Origin of the sequence: Microvirga lupini (assembly GCF_014191055.1) — a bacterium.
GTDB lineage: Bacteria > Pseudomonadota > Alphaproteobacteria > Rhizobiales > Beijerinckiaceae > Microvirga > Microvirga lupini_A.
Genome location: NZ_JACHWB010000004.1, coordinates 257,162 through 276,501, shown reverse-complemented (window position 1 = coordinate 276,501; position 19,340 = coordinate 257,162). Strand labels below are relative to the sequence as shown.

Annotated in this window: 15 protein-coding genes; 10 read left to right on the top strand and 5 right to left on the bottom strand. The window is 63.9% G+C overall.

Translation table 11 applies throughout. The annotated features are described in order from the left end of the window. Position 1: 1 nt before the first annotated feature. The 8 genes from cheB to FHR70_RS16610 all read left to right on the top strand — a co-directional run bounded on the left by cheB (position 2) and on the right by FHR70_RS16610 (position 10,546). Positions 2-1,078 carry a chemotaxis-specific protein-glutamate methyltransferase CheB gene (gene cheB, locus FHR70_RS16645; RefSeq protein WP_183452175.1) on the top strand — a complete coding sequence of 359 codons (1,077 nt, stop codon included), beginning with the start codon at positions 2-4 and terminating at the stop codon, positions 1,076-1,078. Beyond that, positions 1,075-2,799 (top strand): response regulator, encoded by a 1,725-nt coding sequence (locus FHR70_RS16640; RefSeq protein ID WP_183452173.1) that lies wholly within the window; start codon positions 1,075-1,077, stop codon positions 2,797-2,799. Before cheB ends, FHR70_RS16640 begins: the two co-directional genes overlap by 4 nt. After that, positions 2,796-4,697, top strand: a complete 1,902-nt coding sequence (locus FHR70_RS16635; protein ID WP_183452171.1) for a response regulator — start codon at positions 2,796-2,798, stop codon at positions 4,695-4,697. Before FHR70_RS16640 ends, FHR70_RS16635 begins: the two co-directional genes overlap by 4 nt. A gap of 262 nt (positions 4,698-4,959) precedes the next feature. Then, entirely contained in the window at positions 4,960-6,561 is a 1,602-nt protein-coding gene (locus FHR70_RS16630) for an ABC transporter substrate-binding protein (protein ID WP_183452169.1), read from the top strand. Positions 6,562-6,628: 67 nt separating this feature from the next. Then, a complete protein-coding gene (locus tag FHR70_RS16625; RefSeq protein WP_183452167.1) occupies positions 6,629-7,639 on the top strand; it encodes an ABC transporter permease subunit in 1,011 nt (336 codons plus the stop codon). Further along, a complete protein-coding gene (locus FHR70_RS16620) occupies positions 7,636-8,547 on the top strand; it encodes an ABC transporter permease subunit (RefSeq protein ID WP_183452165.1) in 912 nt (303 codons plus the stop codon). Before FHR70_RS16625 ends, FHR70_RS16620 begins: the two co-directional genes overlap by 4 nt. Before the next feature lie 2 nt (positions 8,548-8,549). Next, the gene (locus FHR70_RS16615; protein WP_183452163.1) at positions 8,550-9,566 is read left to right on the top strand and encodes an ABC transporter ATP-binding protein; all 1,017 of its coding nucleotides are present in this window, start codon (positions 8,550-8,552) and stop codon (positions 9,564-9,566) included. Further along, positions 9,563-10,546 (top strand): dipeptide ABC transporter ATP-binding protein, encoded by a 984-nt coding sequence (locus FHR70_RS16610; protein WP_183452161.1) that lies wholly within the window; start codon positions 9,563-9,565, stop codon positions 10,544-10,546. Before FHR70_RS16615 ends, FHR70_RS16610 begins: the two co-directional genes overlap by 4 nt. 89 nt (positions 10,547-10,635) lie before the next feature. Here the strand turns inward: FHR70_RS16610 and FHR70_RS16605 are convergent, their stop codons facing one another. After that, positions 10,636-12,654 (bottom strand): AI-2E family transporter, encoded by a 2,019-nt coding sequence (locus FHR70_RS16605; protein WP_183452159.1) that lies wholly within the window; start codon positions 12,652-12,654, stop codon positions 10,636-10,638. Positions 12,655-12,845: 191 nt separating this feature from the next. Between FHR70_RS16605 and FHR70_RS16600 the strand changes: the two genes are divergently transcribed. Both FHR70_RS16600 and FHR70_RS16595 read left to right on the top strand, forming a co-directional pair. Further along, the gene (locus FHR70_RS16600) at positions 12,846-13,637 is read left to right on the top strand and encodes a dienelactone hydrolase family protein (RefSeq protein WP_246408234.1); all 792 of its coding nucleotides are present in this window, start codon (positions 12,846-12,848) and stop codon (positions 13,635-13,637) included. A 45-nt stretch (positions 13,638-13,682) separates the two neighbouring features. After that, positions 13,683-15,761: a M3 family metallopeptidase gene (locus tag FHR70_RS16595; RefSeq protein ID WP_183452157.1), complete on the top strand. Its 2,079-nt coding sequence runs from the start codon at positions 13,683-13,685 to the stop codon at positions 15,759-15,761. A gap of 31 nt (positions 15,762-15,792) precedes the next feature. Here the strand turns inward: FHR70_RS16595 and FHR70_RS16590 are convergent, their stop codons facing one another. The 4 genes from FHR70_RS16590 to FHR70_RS16575 form a co-directional block, all read right to left on the bottom strand. Next, the gene (locus FHR70_RS16590) at positions 15,793-15,966 is read right to left on the bottom strand and encodes a hypothetical protein (protein ID WP_183452155.1); all 174 of its coding nucleotides are present in this window, start codon (positions 15,964-15,966) and stop codon (positions 15,793-15,795) included. 86 nt (positions 15,967-16,052) lie between these two features. Beyond that, positions 16,053-17,066, bottom strand: a complete 1,014-nt coding sequence (locus tag FHR70_RS16585) for an aldose epimerase family protein (protein ID WP_183452153.1) — start codon at positions 17,064-17,066, stop codon at positions 16,053-16,055. A gap of 5 nt (positions 17,067-17,071) precedes the next feature. After that, positions 17,072-17,953: an SMP-30/gluconolactonase/LRE family protein gene (locus FHR70_RS16580; RefSeq protein ID WP_183452151.1), complete on the bottom strand. Its 882-nt coding sequence runs from the start codon at positions 17,951-17,953 to the stop codon at positions 17,072-17,074. Positions 17,954-18,129: 176 nt separating this feature from the next. Further along, positions 18,130-19,317, bottom strand: coding sequence for an amidase (locus FHR70_RS16575; protein WP_183452150.1), 1,188 nt, complete (start codon positions 19,315-19,317; stop codon positions 18,130-18,132). Between the last annotated feature and the right edge of the window lie 23 nt (positions 19,318-19,340).

Genomic DNA, 19,340 nt, shown 5'->3' with positions numbered 1-19,340 from the left:
GATGAGTATGGCGCCTCAGTTGCGGGTTCGGGTGATGGTCGTCGAGGACTCCCTCGTGGTCCGGCAGCTGCTCGTCCATATCATCTCCAGCGACCCGCGCCTCATTGTGGCTGCCGCCGTCGACTCGGCCGAGGAGGCCCTGCGGGAGATCGGCCGCGTCCGGCCGGACGTGATCTCCATGGATATTCGCCTGCCCGGAATCGACGGACTGGAGGCGACGCGCAGAATCATGTCGGAGCACCCGACGCCCATCGTGGTCATCGCCGACAGCATCGAGGATTCCTCGCTCAAGATTTCCATGAACGCGCTACGGGCCGGTGCGCTCACGGTGGTGGAAAAGCCCGTCGGCCTCTCCAGCGAGGGCTATGCCGCGATCGCCAGCACCATCTGCACCCAGCTCTACATCATGAGCCAGGTGCCCGTGGTCCGGCAGCGTTCGTTCAGTCCCTGGCGCGAGGCCCAGGCCTCACCGACAGCCAGGCAGGACCCGGAATGGAGCGTGGCCCGCCCGAGCACCATGGGCATCGCCGCCTCGACCGGCGGACCGCCCGCGCTTGCGAAGGTTCTGGGCGCCCTGCCCCAGGATTTTCCGCTTCCGATTCTCCTCGTCCAGCATATGGGGGCCCCCTTCATGGAAGGCTTCGCCTCCTGGCTGAACGGACTGGTCCCCCTCGAGGTGCGCCTCGCGCAGGATCAGGAAATCCCGAGGTCCGGCCGGGTCTATGTCGCGCCCGGCGACCGGCACCTGCTTCTCTCCTCCGCGGGCACCCTGAAGCTGAGCGCCGAGCCGCCGCTCGCCAATCAACGCCCCTCCGCCACCCTGCTGTTCCAGTCGATGGCGCGCTCGCTTGGTCGCCGAGGTCTGGGAGTGATCCTCACCGGCATGGGGGAGGATGGCGCCCAGGGCCTCGTCGAGCTGCGCCAGGCCGGCGGTTATGCGGTGGCGGAGGACGAAAGCACCGCCGTCGTCTACGGCATGCCGGCGGCGGCGGCACGCCTGGGCGGCGTCAATGTCAGCCTGCCCCTCGACTTGATCGCACCCCGTATCCTGCGCCTGGCCAGAGGAGACGGCGAATGAGCACCGGACCTCTGGCCCAGGCTGCTGAAATCCTCCTTGTCGAGGATTCGGAAACCCAGGCGCTGCAGCTGCGCCACATGCTGGAGACGAACGGTTTCAACGTGTCCTGGCGCTCGACCGCAGAGGCAGCCCTCGACGGATTGAACGAGAAGCTGCCCGATCTCGTCATCGCGGATTATCACCTGCCCGGCATGAACGGGGACGAGCTGACCCGGCAGATGCGCCTGAACGTCCGCACCCGGGCCATTCCGGTCATCATGCTCACGGAGGCCCGGGAGCGAACCGTCGAGCGGCAGGGGCTGGAGAGCGGAGCAGACGCCTATATCTCCAAATCCGCCGAACAGGAGCTGATCATCCTGCGGATCAAGGCGCTTCTGCGCCGGCGCTCATCGCCCGTCAGCGATGAGCGGGAGGAGCGACAGTCTCCCAGCTTCGGAACGTTTCGTCGGGCCTGCATCCTGATCGTGGACGACAGCCTCACGCATCGCACCTACCTTCAGGGCATCCTGGCCCACGAGGGTTATTCGGTCACCGTAGCTCCGGATCCTGCCGAGGCCCTGCGGCTCGTCCGTTCGGTGGATGCCACCTGGGACTGCATTCTGGTCAACCTGCTCAGTCCGGGCTTCGACGGTATCGAGCTGTGCCGCCAGTTGAACCTCTACCGGGGTCTGGCGCCCCTGCCGGGGGCAGACGCTCCGAGCTTTGCAATCGTGGGCCTCGGCAATGAGGACGGCGGACAGCTCCTCGCCCGGGCCTTCGCCGCGGGTGTGGACGACATCATTCCCACAGGGATCGAAGCCGACGGGATGCGGGTGCGCATCCGTGCGCTCGTCCGGCGCAAGCTTATGCAGGATGAGAACTGGCGCATCGAGGCCGAGCTGCGGGAGCGCGAACTTGCCCTCGCCCGCGCTCGGGCCGAAGCCGCCTCGGCCGAGGCGCTCGCCAGGGCGAACCGCGAGCTGGAAGAGGCCAATGACCTCCTGAAGGGAACCCAGGCCCAGCTCGTTCAGGCCGCCAAGATGGCCTCTCTCGGCGAGTTGGTGGCGGGCATCGCCCACGAAATCAACAATCCCCTGGCGTATATCCAGGCTCATCAGGGGACGGTGGAGCGGCTGCTCACCGAAATTGCCACCAAGCTGCCACCTGATGCAGGCCTTGAGCGGCAGGTCCAGAAATCCCGTGACCGCATTGGCGCCATGAAGCTGGGTCTCGGCCGGATCCAGGAGCTCGTCCTGAATCTTCGGCGCTTCTCGCGTCTGGACGAGGGCGATTTCCAAACCGTCAACGTGCCCCAATCGATCGAGACCGTGCTGGCCCTCCTGGGCCATAAGCTGGGGACCCGAATCGACGTGCGACGCCGCTACAACGCGGTTCCCGACCTCTACTGCTCGCCCGCCCTGCTCAACCAGGTCGTCATGAACATCGTCGGCAATGCCGCGGATGCCATCAAGGGAACTGGCGGCATAGACATTGAAACCGAGAGCAACGAGACAACCTATACGATCAGGATCACCGATACGGGACCGGGAATACCACCGGAATTGCGGGAGCGCATCTTCGAGCCGTTCTTTACGACCAAACCCGTCGGGTCTGGAACTGGACTTGGCTTGGCCATCGCCTATAGCGTCGTCCAGGCCCACAAGGGATCGATCATGGTGACTGCAGGGCCGACCGGCGGCGCCAGTTTCATCATCACGATCCCGAGGCAGATTGTTTCATGACCTTGCCGAGCGAGATGACTTCAACGAATGGCACAATCCTCGTCGTCGATGACGAGCCGGATATCCTGATCGCTCTCGAAGACCTGTTCGAGAACGACTACCGGGTGCTGACGGCCTCGTCTCCCAGCCAAGCCCTGGACATCCTTCAGCATGAGCCGGAGGTCGCCATCATCATCTCGGACCAGCGCATGCCGGAGATGCAAGGCGACGAGTTCCTGGCGAAGGCCCGAAACGTCTCGGATGCCGAGGCCATTCTTCTCACGGGATATGCGGATCTGAAGGCGGTCATCGGAGCGGTCAACAAGGGCCGCATCATGGCCTATGTGCCCAAGCCCTGGGATCCCGCCGCCCTGTCCAACATGGTCGCGGCCGCCTATCAGCGGCGCCTGCTCGCACGGGAGCTCGATACCGAACGGGCGCTCCTGCACGGCCTGATGGAAAGCACGGGCGATCTGATCTCGTTCAAGGATCTGGAAGGCCGCTTCGTGCGCTTGAACGCCAGCAAGGCCAGGAGCCTGGGATATAGGGCCGGCGATTGCATCGGTCGCAAGGAAAGGGATTACGTCTCGCCCGAACGGGCTATGATGATAGAGGAGGCGGAGCGCCGCGCCATTCAAGCGCGCCAGCCCGACGAGGTGATCGAGGAGCGCACGCTGCCCGACGGCAAGACGCAATGGTTCCTGATCAACCACATTCCGATCCTGGACGAGCAGGGCAGCGTCACCAATCTGGCCACCATCGAGCGCGACATCACGGAGCGCAAGCTGATGGAGATGCGCCTGCGTCAGGCCGACAAGATGCAGGCTCTGGGCACCCTCGCCGGAGGCGTGGCCCACGACTTCAACAACCTGCTGATGGCCGTGCTCGGCAGCCTGGACCTCGCATCGCGCCGAGCCCCCGACGATCCACGCCTGACGAGGCTCCTGCAGAACGCCACCTATGCGGCGGAACGGGGCGCATCCCTGACCCAGAGGCTCCTGAGCTTCAGCCGCCAGCGGGACCTGCGGTTGCAGGCCGTGGACGTGAACCAGGTCATCGCCGGCATGAGCGACCTGCTGACCCGGACGCTCGGCGGCGTGATGCAGATCGAACGGCACCTCGCAGGTGAGCTCTGGACCGCCATGGTCGACCCGGACCAGCTCGAACTGGCCATTCTGAACCTTTGCATCAATGCCCGCGACGCCATGGCGGAGAACGGTGTTCTGACCCTTTCGACGCGAAACGAGGCTGTCGAGGAAGGCCGAATCACCGATCTCGCCGGCGGGGATTATGTGGTCATTTCGGTGGCGGATACCGGCACCGGCATTCCACCGGAGGTTCTGGCGCGGGTGCTGGAGCCCTTCTTCACCACCAAGGAGGTGGGCAAGGGGACGGGCCTTGGTCTTCCCATGGTCTACGGCCTGGCGCAGCAATCCGGCGGTACGGTGACGATCCACAGCACGGTCGGCGTCGGCACGACGGTGGAACTCTATCTCTCACGCGCCACGAAGGCACAGGACGGCAGACCTCCCGAAGAGCAGTCCATTGCGCCCGATGCTCCCAAGGTCCGTATCCTGCTCGTGGATGACGACGCGGAAGTGCGCACGGTGACGGCCGCCTACCTGAACGAGATGGGCCACCGGGTCGTGGAAGCCGCCGATGGGTCCTCAGCCCTCGATATCCTGAAGGCCGACGACCAGCTCGACATTCTGATCGCGGACTTTGCCATGCCGGGCATGACGGGAACCGAGCTCGCCGACAAGGCCCGTGAGGTCCGTTCCGGCCTCGGCATCCTGCTCGTGACCGGGTATGCCGATCCCAAGCGCGTTCCAGACGGCTATCTGATGCTGCACAAGCCGTTCAACCGCGCCGATCTTGCCGCAAAGGTCACCGAGGCAGCCAGCCGGAAGCAGACGTGATGGATAGACGATAGCTGGCGGGCAACCTTTCGCCGCGATGTGGACAAATCCGGATTTTGGGACCTTTCGTCCGGAATGAGGAGAAATCGCGGAAAATTGACCCTCGTAATCTGTGATTCACGCTGCCGCCCCTGCAGAAAATGGTAAATTTCCTTTAAAAATTATCCATTGTTGCATGGATAGATTGACAATATCGGAGCTTCGCACCTTAACTCCGTCACAGAACGGCCATGAGTAGAGCCGTCTCAGAGGACCAAAGGTAATGAAAAAATCAGCCCTTTTCGCAGCCATCTGCGTTCCGGCCTTCCTGGCCGCCGCTCCCCTGGCCGCCAAGACCCTCGTCTACTGCTCGGAAGGCAGCCCGGAGAACTTCTATCCCGGCGTGAACACCACCGGCACGTCCTTCGACGCCAGTGAGCAGATCTACAACCGTCTTGTCGAGTTCGAGCGCGGCGGCACCAAGGTCGTCCCCAGCCTTGCCGAGAAGTGGGAGGTCTCCGCTGACGGCACGGTGTACACCTTCACCCTGCGCAAGGGCGTGAAGTGGCACTCCAACAAGAATTTCAAGCCGACCCGCGACATGAACGCCGACGACATCGTGTTCATGTTCGAGCGTCAGTGGAAGGAAGACAACGCCTTCTTCAAGGTCACCAGCCCGAACCACTCCTACTTCAACGATATGGGCATGCCCGCCCTGCTGAAATCGGTGGAGAAGGTGAACGACAGCACGATCCGCATCACCCTCAACAAGCCTGAGGCTCCGTTCCTGGCCAACCTCGCCATGATGTGGTCGAGCGTCCAGTCGAAGGAATACGCCGATGCCATGATGAAGGCCGGCACCCCGGAGAAGATCGACCAAGAGCCGATCGGCACGGGCCCGTTCTACCTGGTGCAGTACCAGAAGGATGCGATCATCCGCTACAAGGCTTTCCCCGAGTACTGGGCCGGCAAGGCGAAGCTCGACGACCTCGTCTTCTCGATCACCCCGGACGCCTCCGTGCGCTGGGCGAAGCTCCAGAAGGGCGAATGCCACGTGATGCCGTATCCGAACCCGGCTGACCTCGAGGCCATGAAGAAGGACCCGAACGTCCAGATCCTCGAGCAGGCCGGCCTGAATGTCGGCTATCTCGCCTATCAGACCACGAAGAAGCCCTTCGACGACGTTCGCGTCCGCAAGGCCTTCAACATGGCCATGAACAAGAAGGCCATCGTCGATGCCGTGTTCCTCGGCTCGGGCGTTCCTGCCAAGAACCCGATCCCGCCGTCCATGTGGTCGTACAACGACTCCGTGAAGGAAGACGAGTACAACCCGGAAGCCGCCAAGAAGCTGCTCGCCGAGGCTGGTTATCCGAACGGTCTTGAGACCGACCTGTGGGCGATGCCGGTTCAGCGTCCCTACAACCCGAATGCGCGCCGCATCGCGGAGCTCATGCAGGCCGACCTCGCCAAGATCGGCGTGAAGGCCGAGATCAAGAGCTTCGAGTGGGGTGAGTACCGCAAGCGGGCTCAGGCCGGCGAGCACCAGATGGCTCAGCTCGGCTGGACGGGCGACAACGGCGATCCGGACAACTTCCTGCACACCCTGCTGGGCTGCGCCTCGGCGCAGAGCGCTTCCGGCTCGAACATCGCCAAGTGGTGCTACAAGCCCTTCGACGATATCGTGACGAAGGCGAAGGTCACGACGGATCAGGCCGAGCGCACGAAGCTCTACGAGCAGGCTCAGGTGATCTTCAAGGAGCAGGCTCCCTGGTTCACGGTGGCTCACGCCGTGCAGCTGAAGCCGATCCGCAAGGAAGTCGTGGACTTCAAGCTCTCGCCGTTCGGTCGCCACACCTTCTACGGCGTGGACATCAACAGCAAGTAAGCTCACTTCCCTTCAACCTACGGCGGAGCGGCTTTTTGAAGCCGCTCCGCCTTTTTACATTCAGCCGATGCTCCGCTTCATCCTCACTCGCGTCAGCCTGATCATCCCGACCTTCATCGGGATCACATTGCTGGCCTTCTTCCTGATCCGCCTCGTGCCAGGCGATCCGATTGAAACTCTTGCCGGCGAACGCGGAATCGACCCTGCGCGCCATGAGCAACTCCGGAAGGAATACGGCTTCGATCAGCCGATCCTTGTCCAGTACGGGATCTATCTGTCCCGCGTCCTGCAGGGCGATCTCGGCAAGTCCATGATCACGCAGGAGCCGGTGCTGAGCGAGTTCTCCGCACTGTTCCCGGCAACAATCGAACTGGCGCTCTGCGCCATCATCTTTGCGCTTCTGCTCGGTCTTCCGGCCGGCATTATCGCGGCGATCAAGCGAAATTCCATCTTCGACCACGGCGTCATGGGCATCTCGCTTGCCGGCTATTCCATGCCGATCTTCTGGTGGGGCCTGATCCTCATCCTGCTGTTCTCAGTGCAGTTCGACCTGACGCCCGTCTCCGGCCGCATCGACGTGCTGTACTACATCGAGCCGATCACCGGCTTCCTCTTGATCGACACGCTCCTGTCCGATGAGCCGGAGGCCTTCTGGTCGGCGGTCAAACACCTGATCCTGCCCACCATCGTGCTCGGCACCGTGCCGCTCGCGGTGATCGCCCGCATGACCCGCTCGGCCATGCTGGAGGTTCTGGGCGAGGATTACATCCGCACCGCCAAGGCCAAAGGTCTCTCCCGGTTCCGGATTGTCGCCCTGCATGCCCTGCGCAACGCGCTCATTCCCGTCGTGACGGTGATCGGCCTGCAGATCGGCGTGCTGTTCACCGGCGCGATTCTCACCGAGACGATCTTCTCCTGGCCAGGGGTCGGCAAGTGGCTCATCGACGCCATCTTCCGGCGCGATTATCCCGTCCTGCAGGGCGGCGCGCTGCTGCTCGGTGTCGTCGTCATGGGCGTGAACCTTCTCGTCGACCTTGCCTACGGGCTCATCAATCCTCGCATCAGGCATACGCGATGACCACTGAAACCATGGAAGCTCCGGCCGTCGCGGTGCCGACGGCCACCCCTCCCCATCCCCTGCGCGAGTTCTGGGGCTATTTCAGCGCCAATCATGGCGCCGTCGCCGGGCTTGTGATCATCGTGGCCGTGGTGCTCGTGGCGCTGCTGGCGCCCGTGATCGCGCCTCATGACCCCAACCTCACGAACACCGCCATCGCCCTGAAACCTCCGTTCTGGCAGGAGGGCGGGTCGATTGCCTACCCGCTCGGCACGGATCCCATTGGGCGCGATATCCTCTCCCGCCTGATCTACGGCGCGCAGCTGTCGCTGCTCATCGGCATCGCCGTGGTGGCGCTCTCCATCGCGATCGGCACCGTTCTCGGCCTCGTGGCAGGTTTCTTCCGCGGCCTGACCGAGATCTTCATCATGCGCCTGATGGATATCATCCTCACCCTGCCGAGCCTTCTGCTCGCCATCGTGATCGTGGCGGTGCTGGGTCCCGGCCTGATGAACGCGATGCTGGCGGTGGCCCTGGTGATTTTGCCGCATTACGTGCGCCTTGCCCGCGCGGCGGTGATCACCGAAACCTCCAAGGACTACGTCACGGCCGCCCGGGTGAGCGGCGCCGGAACGACGCGCCTGATGTTCAGGGAGGTACTGCCGAACTGCACCGCGCCCCTGATCGTGCAGGCGTCGCTCGGCATCTCCACCGCGATCCTGGATGCGGCGGCTCTGGGCTTCCTCGGCCTCGGCGCGCAGCCTCCTTCTCCTGAATGGGGCACGATGCTGGCCGATGCCCGCGAGTTCGTGCTCCGCGCCTGGTGGGTCGTGACCTTCCCCGGTCTCGCCATCCTCATCACGGTGCTTGCCTTCAATCTTCTGGGCGACGGTCTTCGCGACGCCCTCGATCCAAAACTGAAGCGCTGATCATGGCTCTTGTTGAAATTGAAAATCTGTCGGTCGAGTTTCCGACCCAAGGCGGCATCATGCGGGCCGTCGATGGCGTGAGCCTCAGGCTCGAAGAGGGCGAGGTTCTCGGCGTCGTGGGCGAATCCGGCTCCGGCAAAAGCGTTACGATGCTGGCCCTCATGGGCCTCATCCCGTTCCCCGGCCGCGTGAAAGCGGACAAGCTGACCTTCAACGGCCGCGATCTCCTGACGATCTCCGATCGTGAGCGACGCCAGCTCACGGGCAAGGATGTCGCCATGATCTTCCAGGAGCCGACGACCAGCCTGAACCCCTCCTTCACGGTCGGGTTCCAGCTCACTGAGACGTTGCGCCTGCATGAAGGCATGGACCGAAAGGCCGCTCAGCGCCGGGCCGTCGAGCTTCTTGGCCAAGTCGGCATCCCCTCGCCGGAAAGCCGGCTGTCCGCCTATCCGCACCAGATGTCGGGCGGCATGAACCAGCGCGTGATGATCGCCATGGCGATCGCCTGCAATCCCAAGCTGCTCATCGCCGACGAACCCACCACCGCCCTCGACGTGACGATTCAGGCCCAGATCCTCGATCTGCTCATATCGCTCCAGAAGGAGCGCAACATGGGCCTTGTCATGATCACCCACAACATGGGCGTGGTGGCCGACACCGCACAGCGCGTGATGGTGATGTATGCCGGCCAGATCATGGAGGAGCGCTCCGCCGCCGACCTCTTCGCCTCGCCGCAGCATCCCTACACGGCAGCCCTGCTGGCCGCTCTTCCCGAGCGCAGCGAAGGCGGGCGTCTGGCGACGATCCCCGGCGTGGTGCCCGGCCTCTACGACCGTCCGAAGGGCTGCCTGTTCAGCCCACGCTGCGCCTATGCCACGGAGCATTCGCGCAACGTGCGCCCTGACCTGCGCGCCTGGGCCGGCGGCCATATCCGCTGCCATTATCCGCTCGGCGACCCGAACCGGAACGCCGAGATTCAGCATGATCATCCCATTGGAACGGAGGCTGCGTCGTGAAGGCTCCCGTTGTCGAAGCCAAAGACCTCAAGCAGGTCTATAAAATCAAGCGCGGCCTGTTCAAGGAGCCGGCCAATCTGCAGGCCGTTGGCGGCATTTCCTTTGCCATCGAGCCCGGTAAGACCCTTGCGGTCGTGGGCGAATCCGGCTGCGGCAAGTCCACGCTTGCCCGCATGGTGACCCTCATCGAGAAGCCGACCGAGGGAGCGCTCACCCTCGACGGCATCGATGCGGTCAACCCGCCGGCCAATTACGCCAAGGATCTGCGCCGCATGGTGCAGTTCGTCTTCCAGAATCCTTACGGCTCTCTCAACCCACGCAAGAAGGTGGGCACGATCCTGGAGGAGCCGCTGGCCATCAACACCAAGCTCTCAGGCTCGGAGCGCACCGAGCGTGCGCGAGCCATGATGGCGAAGGTGGGCCTGAGGCCTGAGCACTACAACCGCTACCCGCACATGTTCTCCGGCGGCCAGCGCCAGCGCATCGCGATCGCCCGTGCGCTCATGCTCTCGCCGAAGCTCGTGGTGGCGGACGAGCCGGTCTCGGCGCTCGACGTGTCGATCCAGGCGCAGGTGCTCAACCTTCTCGCCGATCTGCAGGAGGAGATGGGGCTTGCCTATCTCTTCATCTCGCACGATCTCGGCGTTGTCCGGCACATCGCCCATGACGTGCTCGTCATGTATCTGGGCAACGCAGTCGAGCATGGGCCGAAGGAGAAGATCTACGCCCGTCCGCTGCATCCCTACACGCAGGCGCTGCTCTCCTCCACGCCCGGCATCACCGGCGTGAAGCGCAAGCGCATCGTGCTGAAGGGTGAACTCCCCTCGCCGCTCAACCCGCCGAAGGGCTGCGTGTTCTCCACCCGCTGCCCCTATGTGACCGAGCGCTGCAAGGTTGAGCGTCCAGCCCTGCGGGAACTCGACGGGCGGAAGGTCGCCTGCCACTACGCCGAGAACTTCCTGAAGGAAGAGGCGGCTTAGAGCATCGAACGCAAAAGTGGGCACCGGTTTTGCGTGGAAAGATGCATCGAACGTGAGTTCGAATTCACGTCCGATGCTTTAGGACATCGTTATGCAGGCAACGGCAGCCGCTTGGCTGACGTTGCTTTATCAGCGCTCGCTGAATTGACTGGCTCCGACAGCTTCTCCTCGCCGGTCGCCACCTTCAGGCACTGCACCACCGCATCGCGCAGGGACGAGACGTAGTAATTGGCGCCGAGCGTGGCACGCATCGTCTCGCTCTTCAGCACCGCATCCTCCGCGGGCCAGAGGCCGACCAGGGTCGGAGCCTGGGCCTTCTGCTTCAGTCGACGCAGCAGGTAACGCAGATGCGCCGGCGTGCCGCTGATCTCCAGATAGCTGATGCACACCATCTGCACGCCGGTCATGTCCAGGTTGAAGATCTGCCGGCGCGACACGGCCTCATGCGGCACCACGCGGGTGCCGAGTCCGTGCTTGCTCAGGAGCTGAGCCAGCATTTCGGAGGCCGCCTCGTCGAGAGGCCCACGGCCAGCAATGCATAGGATGACGCCGTCCGCCCTCCAGGCCTCCGGGACCCGGCTCTCCTCGGGCATCGGCGCAGGCACCGCCGGCTCCTTGTTGGCAGGCTTCTCACTGGCAGGAGCCGCCACCGGATCGTCCTTGGTTTCGTGCGCCTCGGGCTCAACGTCGTCGTGCCCGCCCAGATCCTGAACCAGGGCCCGGATCACGTCCCTGACCTGATCGAGCTGGCGGTGAGTGAGAACGCCCCGCGTCGCGTCGTTGGCCGCGAGCTGGAGTCCCCGAAGGGCAACCTCATCGTAATAGGACGTCAGCGAGCGCTCCTTCAGAAGGAGTTCCGCCGATTCGAGAGCTTCGTCCGGATCGCCGGCGAGCATGCGCTGATAGAGATTCTCGGCCGGTGTCAGGGCCGGCCTGTCGCCAAGCAGCACGTCGAGGAATTCGAGCCGCTCCACATGCCGGCCCAGCACAACAAGACACAGGGTCAGGGGCGTTGCGATCAATAGGCCGACAGGTCCCCAGATCCAGGTCCAGAAGATGGCCGAAATAACGACAGAGAAGGGTGAAAGGCCCGTGCTCTGCCCATACACGATGGGCTCCACCACATGACCCATCAGGGGCTCGCCGATGGCGTACAACGCGAGCGTCATGAGGGCCATGGACCAGCCGGGATCGACGGAAGCAGCCAGCAAGATCGGTGGGACGGCAGCAAGAAACGAGCCGATATAAGGCACGAACCGCATGAGGGCCGCAAAGACGCCCCACAGGATCGGGCTTGGGACCCCAATCAGCCAGAGACCGACCGCCGCCACGACACCGAAGGATGCGTTCAGTGCGAGCTGGGTTAGGAAATACCGGCTGAGGCGCCGCGCGGCATCATCCATGGCGGCCGTAGCGCGATGCAGGTCGCTGGCCCCGAACAGGCGGATCATGCGGTCACGTAGGTCTTCGCGCTGCATCAGGATAAAAACCAGAACCACAAACACGATACCGGTGGTGGCCAGCGGCTCAAGCAAAGGCAGCAGAACGTTTTTGGCAACCTGCGCCGGGGTCGGATCCGGCTCGTGCACCTCCACCGGGAGCGGCTTCGGCTCCTCGGGTGGCGGAGGCGTGGTGGCATTGGAAGGCGTTGGCGCCTGCTGCTCCGGCGGCGGCTCGGCGACAGCCTGATCGAAGCGACGACCGAAATCCTTCAGCAGCGCCGGCAGCTTGCCGAGGGATCCCTCGCGCAGGTGGCCGATCTTGGTTTCGATAGTGCTCTGGTAGCGCGGAAGATCGGTTGCCAGGCCGGCGACCTGAAAGCCGATGACGGTCGCCAGGGACACGATGATCCCGAGGGCGACCAGCACGGCAATGATGACGGCCGGCACCCGGCTCAGGCGCCACCGGCGCAGCAACTCGACGAAGGGCGCGAGCACGAATGCGAGCAGGATGGCGAGCACGACGGGGAGAAACACCTCCCGCCCCACATAAAGTGCCGCCAGCACGACAACGCCTACGGCCAGGGTCAGGAGGCCGGACAGCCCTGGGACGCCGGGCGGCTCGATTTCCGTCTCTGGAGGAGGCTCGGGGGTGGGCGCGGGACGCATTCGGTCAATCTCTGCATAGCCGCGAGACGATCTCGCCGGCCTGCAAACAACGTGCTCAAGCCTGAAACGATCCTTAACCTTGGCCAAAAGCTTGGCCGGTGCAAACGCTGGGACCTTTTGCCATCTGCAAGCAGCAGGCATGCAAACCCATCTCATGGGTTCGGAATCCCCGCCCAGCGGCCTTAATCCCCATGTCGATCACCAGACGAAATCTTCTGATCGGAGCAGCCATTGCTGCCTCCTCCACCGCTCAAGCTCAACAGGACAAGTCCATCTCGATGCCCGTGACTGCCCAGCGCAACGCGTTCAAGAGCGGCGGCAAGGCCATTGCCGTCGAAACCTTCCAGGGATCCGGCACCTCGCCCCGTCCCACGCTCCTCATGCTGCACGGCGCTGACGGCCTGAGCTACAATAGCCAGTATCGTGAAGCGGCCCGCGACGTGGCAGCTGCCGGCTACCAGGTTCACCTGGTCCACTATCTCGACCGCACGGGCGAGAGGCGGGCTTCGTTCAGCACCCTGTTCCAGAACTTCATGCCCTGGATGAGCACCGTTCAGGATGCGCTGACCTTCGCGGCGAATCATCCCGGCGCGAATCCTGGCCGCATCGGCATCGTGGGTATCTCCTTAGGTGCAGCCCTGGGGCTCGCCGTGTCGAGTACCGATCCGCGCGTGAAGGCGCTGGTGAACTACTTCGGCCCCCTGCCGCAGGGCGCGATCGCCACCACGTCGCGGCTGCCGCCGACCCTGGTGCTGCACGGTTCGGCCGATCCCATCGTGCCGGTGGCCAACGCCTATGCGGTGGAAGCCCTGCTGCGCCAGCAGAACGTGCCGCACGAGGTAAAGGTCTATCCCGGACAGGGCCACGGCTTCAGGGGTGCGGCGGAGGAAGACGCGACCCGCAGAGCCCTCGCGTTCCTGCAGCGCCATCTCGCCGGCAACACAGCTTCCATGGGTTCAGGCCCTCTTTCCGTGGATGGCTGAGGCGTCTAAGACTTCAGGTTCTCAGATCAGACAGCAGGAGCGATCATGACGGCTTCAGACGCGGCTCTCGCGGGCAATCCCCTTCTTGCACAATGGTCGACCCCGTTCGGCCTTCCGCCCTTCGAGAGCATCGCGCCGGAGCATTACAGGCCGGCCTTCGACACCGCCCTCGCCGAACAGCAATCGCAGATCGCCGCCATCGCGGAGAGCCCGGAAGCCCCGACCTTCGGCAACACCATCGAGGCCCTGGAGCGCAGCGGCCAGACGCTCAAGAAAGTGGGCGGCGTGTTCTTCAATCTCGCGGGCTCGCACACCAACGACGCATTGCAAGCCATTGAGCGCGAGATGGCGCCGATCCTCGCCAAGCACCGCAACAGCATCTTCATGAACGAGGCGCTCTACCGGCGCGTGGCGGCGCTCTACGACAAGCGCGAGAGCCTCGGCCTTAGCCCTGAGCAGATGCGCGTTCTCGACCGCTACCACACCATCTTCGTGCGCGCCGGCGCCAAACTCGAGCCTGACGAGAAGAAGCGCCTAGCCGCGATCACCGAGCGGCTCGCGAGCCTTGGAACGCAATTCTCGCAGAACGTGCTGGCGGACGAGAAATCCTACCAACTCGTTCTCGACGGCGAAGCGGATCTCGAAGGCCTGCCCTCTTTCCTGCGCGAAGCGGCCGCACAGGCCGCCGAAGAACGGGGCCTGAAGGGCAAACACGTCATCACGCTCTCCCGCTCCAGCATCGAGCCCTTCCTGCAGTTCTCCAGGCGTCGCGACCTGCGCGAGCAGGCCTTCAAGGCCTGGGCCGCCCGCGGCGACAATGGCAATGCGACCGACAACAAGGCGATCATCGCCGAGACGGCGGCCCTGCGCGCCGAGCGGGCGAAGCTCCTAGGGTATGAGACCTTCGCCGACTTCAAGCTCGCCGACACCATGGCAAAGAATCCGGACAACGTGATGAAGCTCCTCAACGACGTGTGGACGCCCGCCCGCGCCTGGGCGGAGGAGGAGCGCGACGACCTGCAGGCTCAGGCGCAGTCCATCGGTGACAACATCGTCATCGAGCCGTGGGACTGGCGCTATTATGCGGACCAGGTCCGCATGGCGCGCCATAATCTCGATGAGGCAACTATCAAGCCTTACTTCCAGCTCGACCGGATCATCGAGGCGTCGTTCGAGACCGCACAAAGGCTCTTCGGCCTGAGCTTCCAGGAGCTGAAGGACTTTCCCAAGTACCATCCCGATATCCGCGCCTGGCAGGTCATGGATGCGGACGGCCAGCATGTAGGCACCTTCATCGGCGATTATTTCGCACGGTCGTCGAAGCGCAGCGGCGCCTGGATGAGCGCCTTCCGGTCTCAGGAACGGCTCACCGGCGACGTCCGCCCCATCATCGTCAACGTGATGAACTTCGCGAAGGGCGGCGCGGGTGAGCCGTCGTTTCTCAGCTTCGACGATGCACGTACCCTGTTCCACGAGTTCGGCCACGGTCTGCACGGCCTTCTCTCAAACGTGACGTATCCGCTGCTCGCGGGCACAGCCGTATCGACGGATTTCGTGGAGCTGCCCTCGCAGCTTTACGAGCACTGGCTGTCGCAGCCGGACATCCTGCGCCGCTATGCGACCCACTATCGGACGGGTGAGCCGATCCCGGAAGAGCTGCTCGAGCGGCTGATGGCGGCGCGCAACTTCAACCAAGGTTTCGCGACGGTCGAATATCTTGCCTCCGCCTTCGTCGACCTGGAGCTTCATCGCCGCAAGGACCTGAGCAATCTCGACGCCTCAGCCTTCGAGGCGGAGACATTGCGGACAATCGGCATGCCGCGCGAGATCATCATGCGCCATCGCACGCCACATTTCACGCACGTGTTTTCCGGCGACGGTTACTCGTCGGGCTATTACAGCTATCTTTGGTCGGAGGTGCTGGACGCGGATGCCTTTACAGCCTTCGAGGAGACGGGCGATGCCTTCAACCGCGACATGGCCGATAAGCTGAAGCGCTTCATCTACTCCGCCGGCAACCTGCGCGACCCGGCTGAGGCCTACACGGCTTTCCGGGGACGCCTGCCCACGGCAGACGCTCTCCTGGCCAAGCGTGGTCTGGTCGCGGCAGGTGCGGATGCTTGATTGAGAAAAGTGGCGGGCTCGAGAGGGCCCGTCACGCCAGAGAGGCGGCTTCGCGCGTCCGTCTCGGCATGTGAAGCCGGATCCGGACGGTACGCGGGCTATCCTTCGGGGTTACCTCGGAAGAGGCAAGCGGGCGCAGGACATTCTTCAGGAAAATCATTCCCTTGGGATCAATCTCCAGGGCCTTGGCATCGAGCACCGGCATGAGCGCCTTCCCCTACTGCTTTGTGTTTGTCTGAGAACGCAACGCCTACAAAGAAGAACCTCTATGCCTGAGCAAAGTTCCTTCCGTCAGCGAGCGAACCTTAGCTCGCTGACCTGGCGAGAGACCTGCCCCGGCATCAGGATAGACGACGGAAAATGGGCTTTATTGGGGCTGTCGGGAAAGCGCTGCGGCTCCAGGCAGAGCCCGCCGTGGCGGCCGTACTTAGCACCTCCCAGGCCTTGCACCGGGATATTCAGCAGGTGCCCGTCATAAAACTGGATGCCAGGCTCCGTGGTCCAGAGTTCCATGGAGACCCCACTCTTGAGCGACGCCAGCGTTGCGGCGTGGCGAAGCTCGCCGTAGGGCCCATGAAGCACGTAGTTGATGTCGTAGAGGATGCGCTCCTGCGTGAACTCGGCCGCGCCGATGGGCCTCAGGGTGGTGAAATCGTAGCCGGTATTCGCCACGCGCCGGATCTCACCCGTCGGAATGAGATCAGGGCGGGTCGGCGTCGTGTAATCGGCTGCGATCATCAGATGGTGGGCAAGAATATCCGCACTGCCGTCGAGGTTGAAGTAGCCGTGGGTGGTGAGGTTGACCGGCGTCGGCTCGTCGCAGGTGGCCTCCAGCACGATCCGCAAGCCGCATGAGGGCAGGAGCGTGTAGGTGCAGGTGGCGACGAGCCGGCCGGGATAGCCCATGTCGCCATCTTCCGACACGAGGCTCAAGGTGACGTTGGTGTCCGTATGATCAATGATGCTCCAGAGTCGCGTGCCGAACCCTATGGTGCCACCATGCAGTTGGTTGCGGCCCTCATTGGCATCAAGGCGGTAGGTCTCCCCGTTCAGGGTGAAGCACGCACCTCCGATGCGGTTGGCATGGCGCCCGACGATGGCGCCGAAATAGGGTGAATGGGCGACGTAATCCTCGATGGAGTTGAGCCCGAGCACCACCCCCTGCGAACCGCCTGAGGAGGGCACGACGAGATCGCGCATTACAGCGCCCCAGGTCAGCACCTGCATGACCATGCCGTCAGGACCTGTGAGCGAGACCTGAAGGACATCCTGCCCATTAAGGGAGCCGAAGCGCTCGATGCTCATGGTGCCTATCCCTCGAAGATGTTGGTCTTCAGCCCGCGGATGCCGCCCGTCTCCACCTTGAAGAGATGGCCCGCCATCACATCAATATGCGGGTCGCGGCCAATGGCGGCGGTGGTGATGTAGAGCGTGGTGAGATCGGGGCCGCCGAAGGCGCATTTCGTCACCTGGGCGGTCGGCACCGACACGGTGCGCTCCACCGAGCCATCGGGAGCAAACCGCGTGATGCGCGAGGCGCCCCAGTGGCAGACCCACACATGGCCCTCCGCATCGACCGCCATGCCGTCCGGATGGCCCCACCCCTGCTCGAAGCGCGCGAAGGGGTGCGGCTCGCCGATGGAGCCCTCGCCCGCATCAAGGGCATAGATCATCTGGCCTGTTGTGTCGGTCGTGTAGATCTTCCGCCCGTCATGGCTGAAGGCCGGGCCGTTGGTGACCACGATGCCGGAATGGAACTGTGTCAGCTCCTTGCCGTCCCAGCGCCAGAACGCCCCGGAGGCATTCTCCTCCTCATCATCCATGGTGCCGAAATAGATCGCCCCGTCAGGGCCCACATGGCCGTCATTGATGCGGTTATTGGGCTTGTCCTTGTCCGGCGAAACAATCGGCTGAACATCGCCCGTCTTGAGATTGAAGCGCGCAAGCCCCGACTTGAACCCGGCGATCACCACGTCCTCGTCAGGGGTCAGGGCGATGAAGCCGATCCGCTCGGGTGCATCGACGCGGAAATGTTCCTTCGTGTCTGGACGGTAGCGCCACACCCCTGGGTTCTTGATGTCGACCCAGAACAGGGTGTTTGAACGGTGGTCCCACACCGGCCCCTCCCCCAGCACGCAGGCGCTGGCTACCGCCACATGCGGCGTTTCCGGGTGAACGGCTGGATGCGTCATGGCTTCCCCTCGTGAGGCTCGTGGTCTGCTTCTCGCTCTGCCGGTAACTCCGGCAGCGTCCGTTGGGTCCAGGCTAGAGCATCGAACGCAAAAGTGGACACCAGGTTTGCGCGGAAAGATGCGGCAAACCAAAAACTTAAAGCATCGAACGTGAGTTCGAATTCACGGCCGATGCGTTAGGCACTCTCGGCGATGCGCCGCGCCAGTCGCACGAGACTTAGGTCCGATCCGGCAGGCCCCATGAGCGAGAGCCCCAGCGGAGCGCCTGAGCGGGAGGCGAGTGGGATCGACACCTGAGGCAGGCTGGACAGCACCGACAGGCAGAGCAGGTTCAGGGCGTTGTTGCGGTAATCGTTCAGCGATTCATCGCTTTCGGTGAGGAGCGGGGCGACGTCGGGCATGGTCGGCAGGATCAGCACCGCATCCGTGCCGAGCAAGGCACTGAACCGCTTGCGGAAGGCGGCGCGAATCACCTGGGCTTCCGCGACCTGATTGTCGGTCACGGCCCGCGAGAACTCGAATCGGTCGGCTACGCCGGAGCCGAGGGGCGGCTGGTAGCGTTCGATCATCGGCCCGTCGACCGTCCACGCCTCCCGGCTCTGGATATAGCGCATGGCCCAATAGAGCGCCGTGAAACCCTCCGTGGCCACATCGACCTCCTGCGGCTCGCCCAGCACGGTCTCGGTCCGGCGCAGGGCCGGCGCAAGCGCCTCCCGCACTGGCCCGTGGAGCAGGCCGAAGGCGTCCCGCGCCAGGAGAACCCGGGGCGTCTGCGGCAGGGGCGTCGTGTCCTCGCCCAGCAGCACCTCGCCCACCCGGACGAAAGTGGCACCGTCGCGGGTGAAGTAGCCGCAGGTGTCGAAGGAGGGGGCGAGGTCGTGGCAGAGTTCGAGGCTCACCCGGGCATGGGTCGGCCGGATGCCGAAGAGGCCGCAATGATTGGCCGGCGCCCGCACCGATCCGCCGGTATCGGTGCCGAGCGCAAAATCGCACAACCCGTTCGAGACGGCCGCCGCCGAGCCCGAGGACGAGCCGCCGGGGATGCGTTCGGGCGCGCCGCCGTTCACCGGCGTGCCGAAATGGGCGTTCTTGCCGCTCATGGAGAAGGCGAGCTCGTCCGTGATCGTCTTGCCCACGAGGCGCGCACCGGCATCGAGCAGCTTCTGGACGGTCGGCGCCGTGCGGGTCTTGATGCCCGACATGGCGAGCATGTGGGGCGATCCCGCACTCGTCGGATAGCCCGCCACATCGAACAGATCCTTGGCGGCAAAGGTCAGGCCGGACAACGGGCCTGCCGGCGCATGGAGAACCGGAGCGGCCGGATAGGGCATGAAAGCATGGGCGGGGTCACGGTCGAGAAGCATGGCTCTGCTGCGTTTGCGAAACG

Coding starts and splice junctions, on each gene's coding strand:
- FHR70_RS16595 (WP_183452157.1), top strand. CDS start 13,683: ATGACGGCTTCAGACGCGGCTCTCGCGGGCAATCCCCTTCTTGCACAA.
- FHR70_RS16625 (WP_183452167.1), top strand. CDS start 6,629: ATGCTCCGCTTCATCCTCACTCGCGTCAGCCTGATCATCCCGACCTTC.
- FHR70_RS16605 (WP_183452159.1), bottom strand. CDS start 12,654: ATGCGTCCCGCGCCCACCCCCGAGCCTCCTCCAGAGACGGAAATCGAG.
- FHR70_RS16620 (WP_183452165.1), top strand. CDS start 7,636: ATGACCACTGAAACCATGGAAGCTCCGGCCGTCGCGGTGCCGACGGCC.
- FHR70_RS16575 (WP_183452150.1), bottom strand. CDS start 19,317: ATGCTTCTCGACCGTGACCCCGCCCATGCTTTCATGCCCTATCCGGCC.
- FHR70_RS16585 (WP_183452153.1), bottom strand. CDS start 17,066: ATGAGCATCGAGCGCTTCGGCTCCCTTAATGGGCAGGATGTCCTTCAG.
- cheB (WP_183452175.1), top strand. CDS start 2: ATGAGTATGGCGCCTCAGTTGCGGGTTCGGGTGATGGTCGTCGAGGAC.
- FHR70_RS16615 (WP_183452163.1), top strand. CDS start 8,550: ATGGCTCTTGTTGAAATTGAAAATCTGTCGGTCGAGTTTCCGACCCAA.
- FHR70_RS16635 (WP_183452171.1), top strand. CDS start 2,796: ATGACCTTGCCGAGCGAGATGACTTCAACGAATGGCACAATCCTCGTC.
- FHR70_RS16630 (WP_183452169.1), top strand. CDS start 4,960: ATGAAAAAATCAGCCCTTTTCGCAGCCATCTGCGTTCCGGCCTTCCTG.
- FHR70_RS16640 (WP_183452173.1), top strand. CDS start 1,075: ATGAGCACCGGACCTCTGGCCCAGGCTGCTGAAATCCTCCTTGTCGAG.
- FHR70_RS16600 (WP_246408234.1), top strand. CDS start 12,846: ATGTCGATCACCAGACGAAATCTTCTGATCGGAGCAGCCATTGCTGCC.
- FHR70_RS16590 (WP_183452155.1), bottom strand. CDS start 15,966: ATGCCGGTGCTCGATGCCAAGGCCCTGGAGATTGATCCCAAGGGAATG.
- FHR70_RS16580 (WP_183452151.1), bottom strand. CDS start 17,953: ATGACGCATCCAGCCGTTCACCCGGAAACGCCGCATGTGGCGGTAGCC.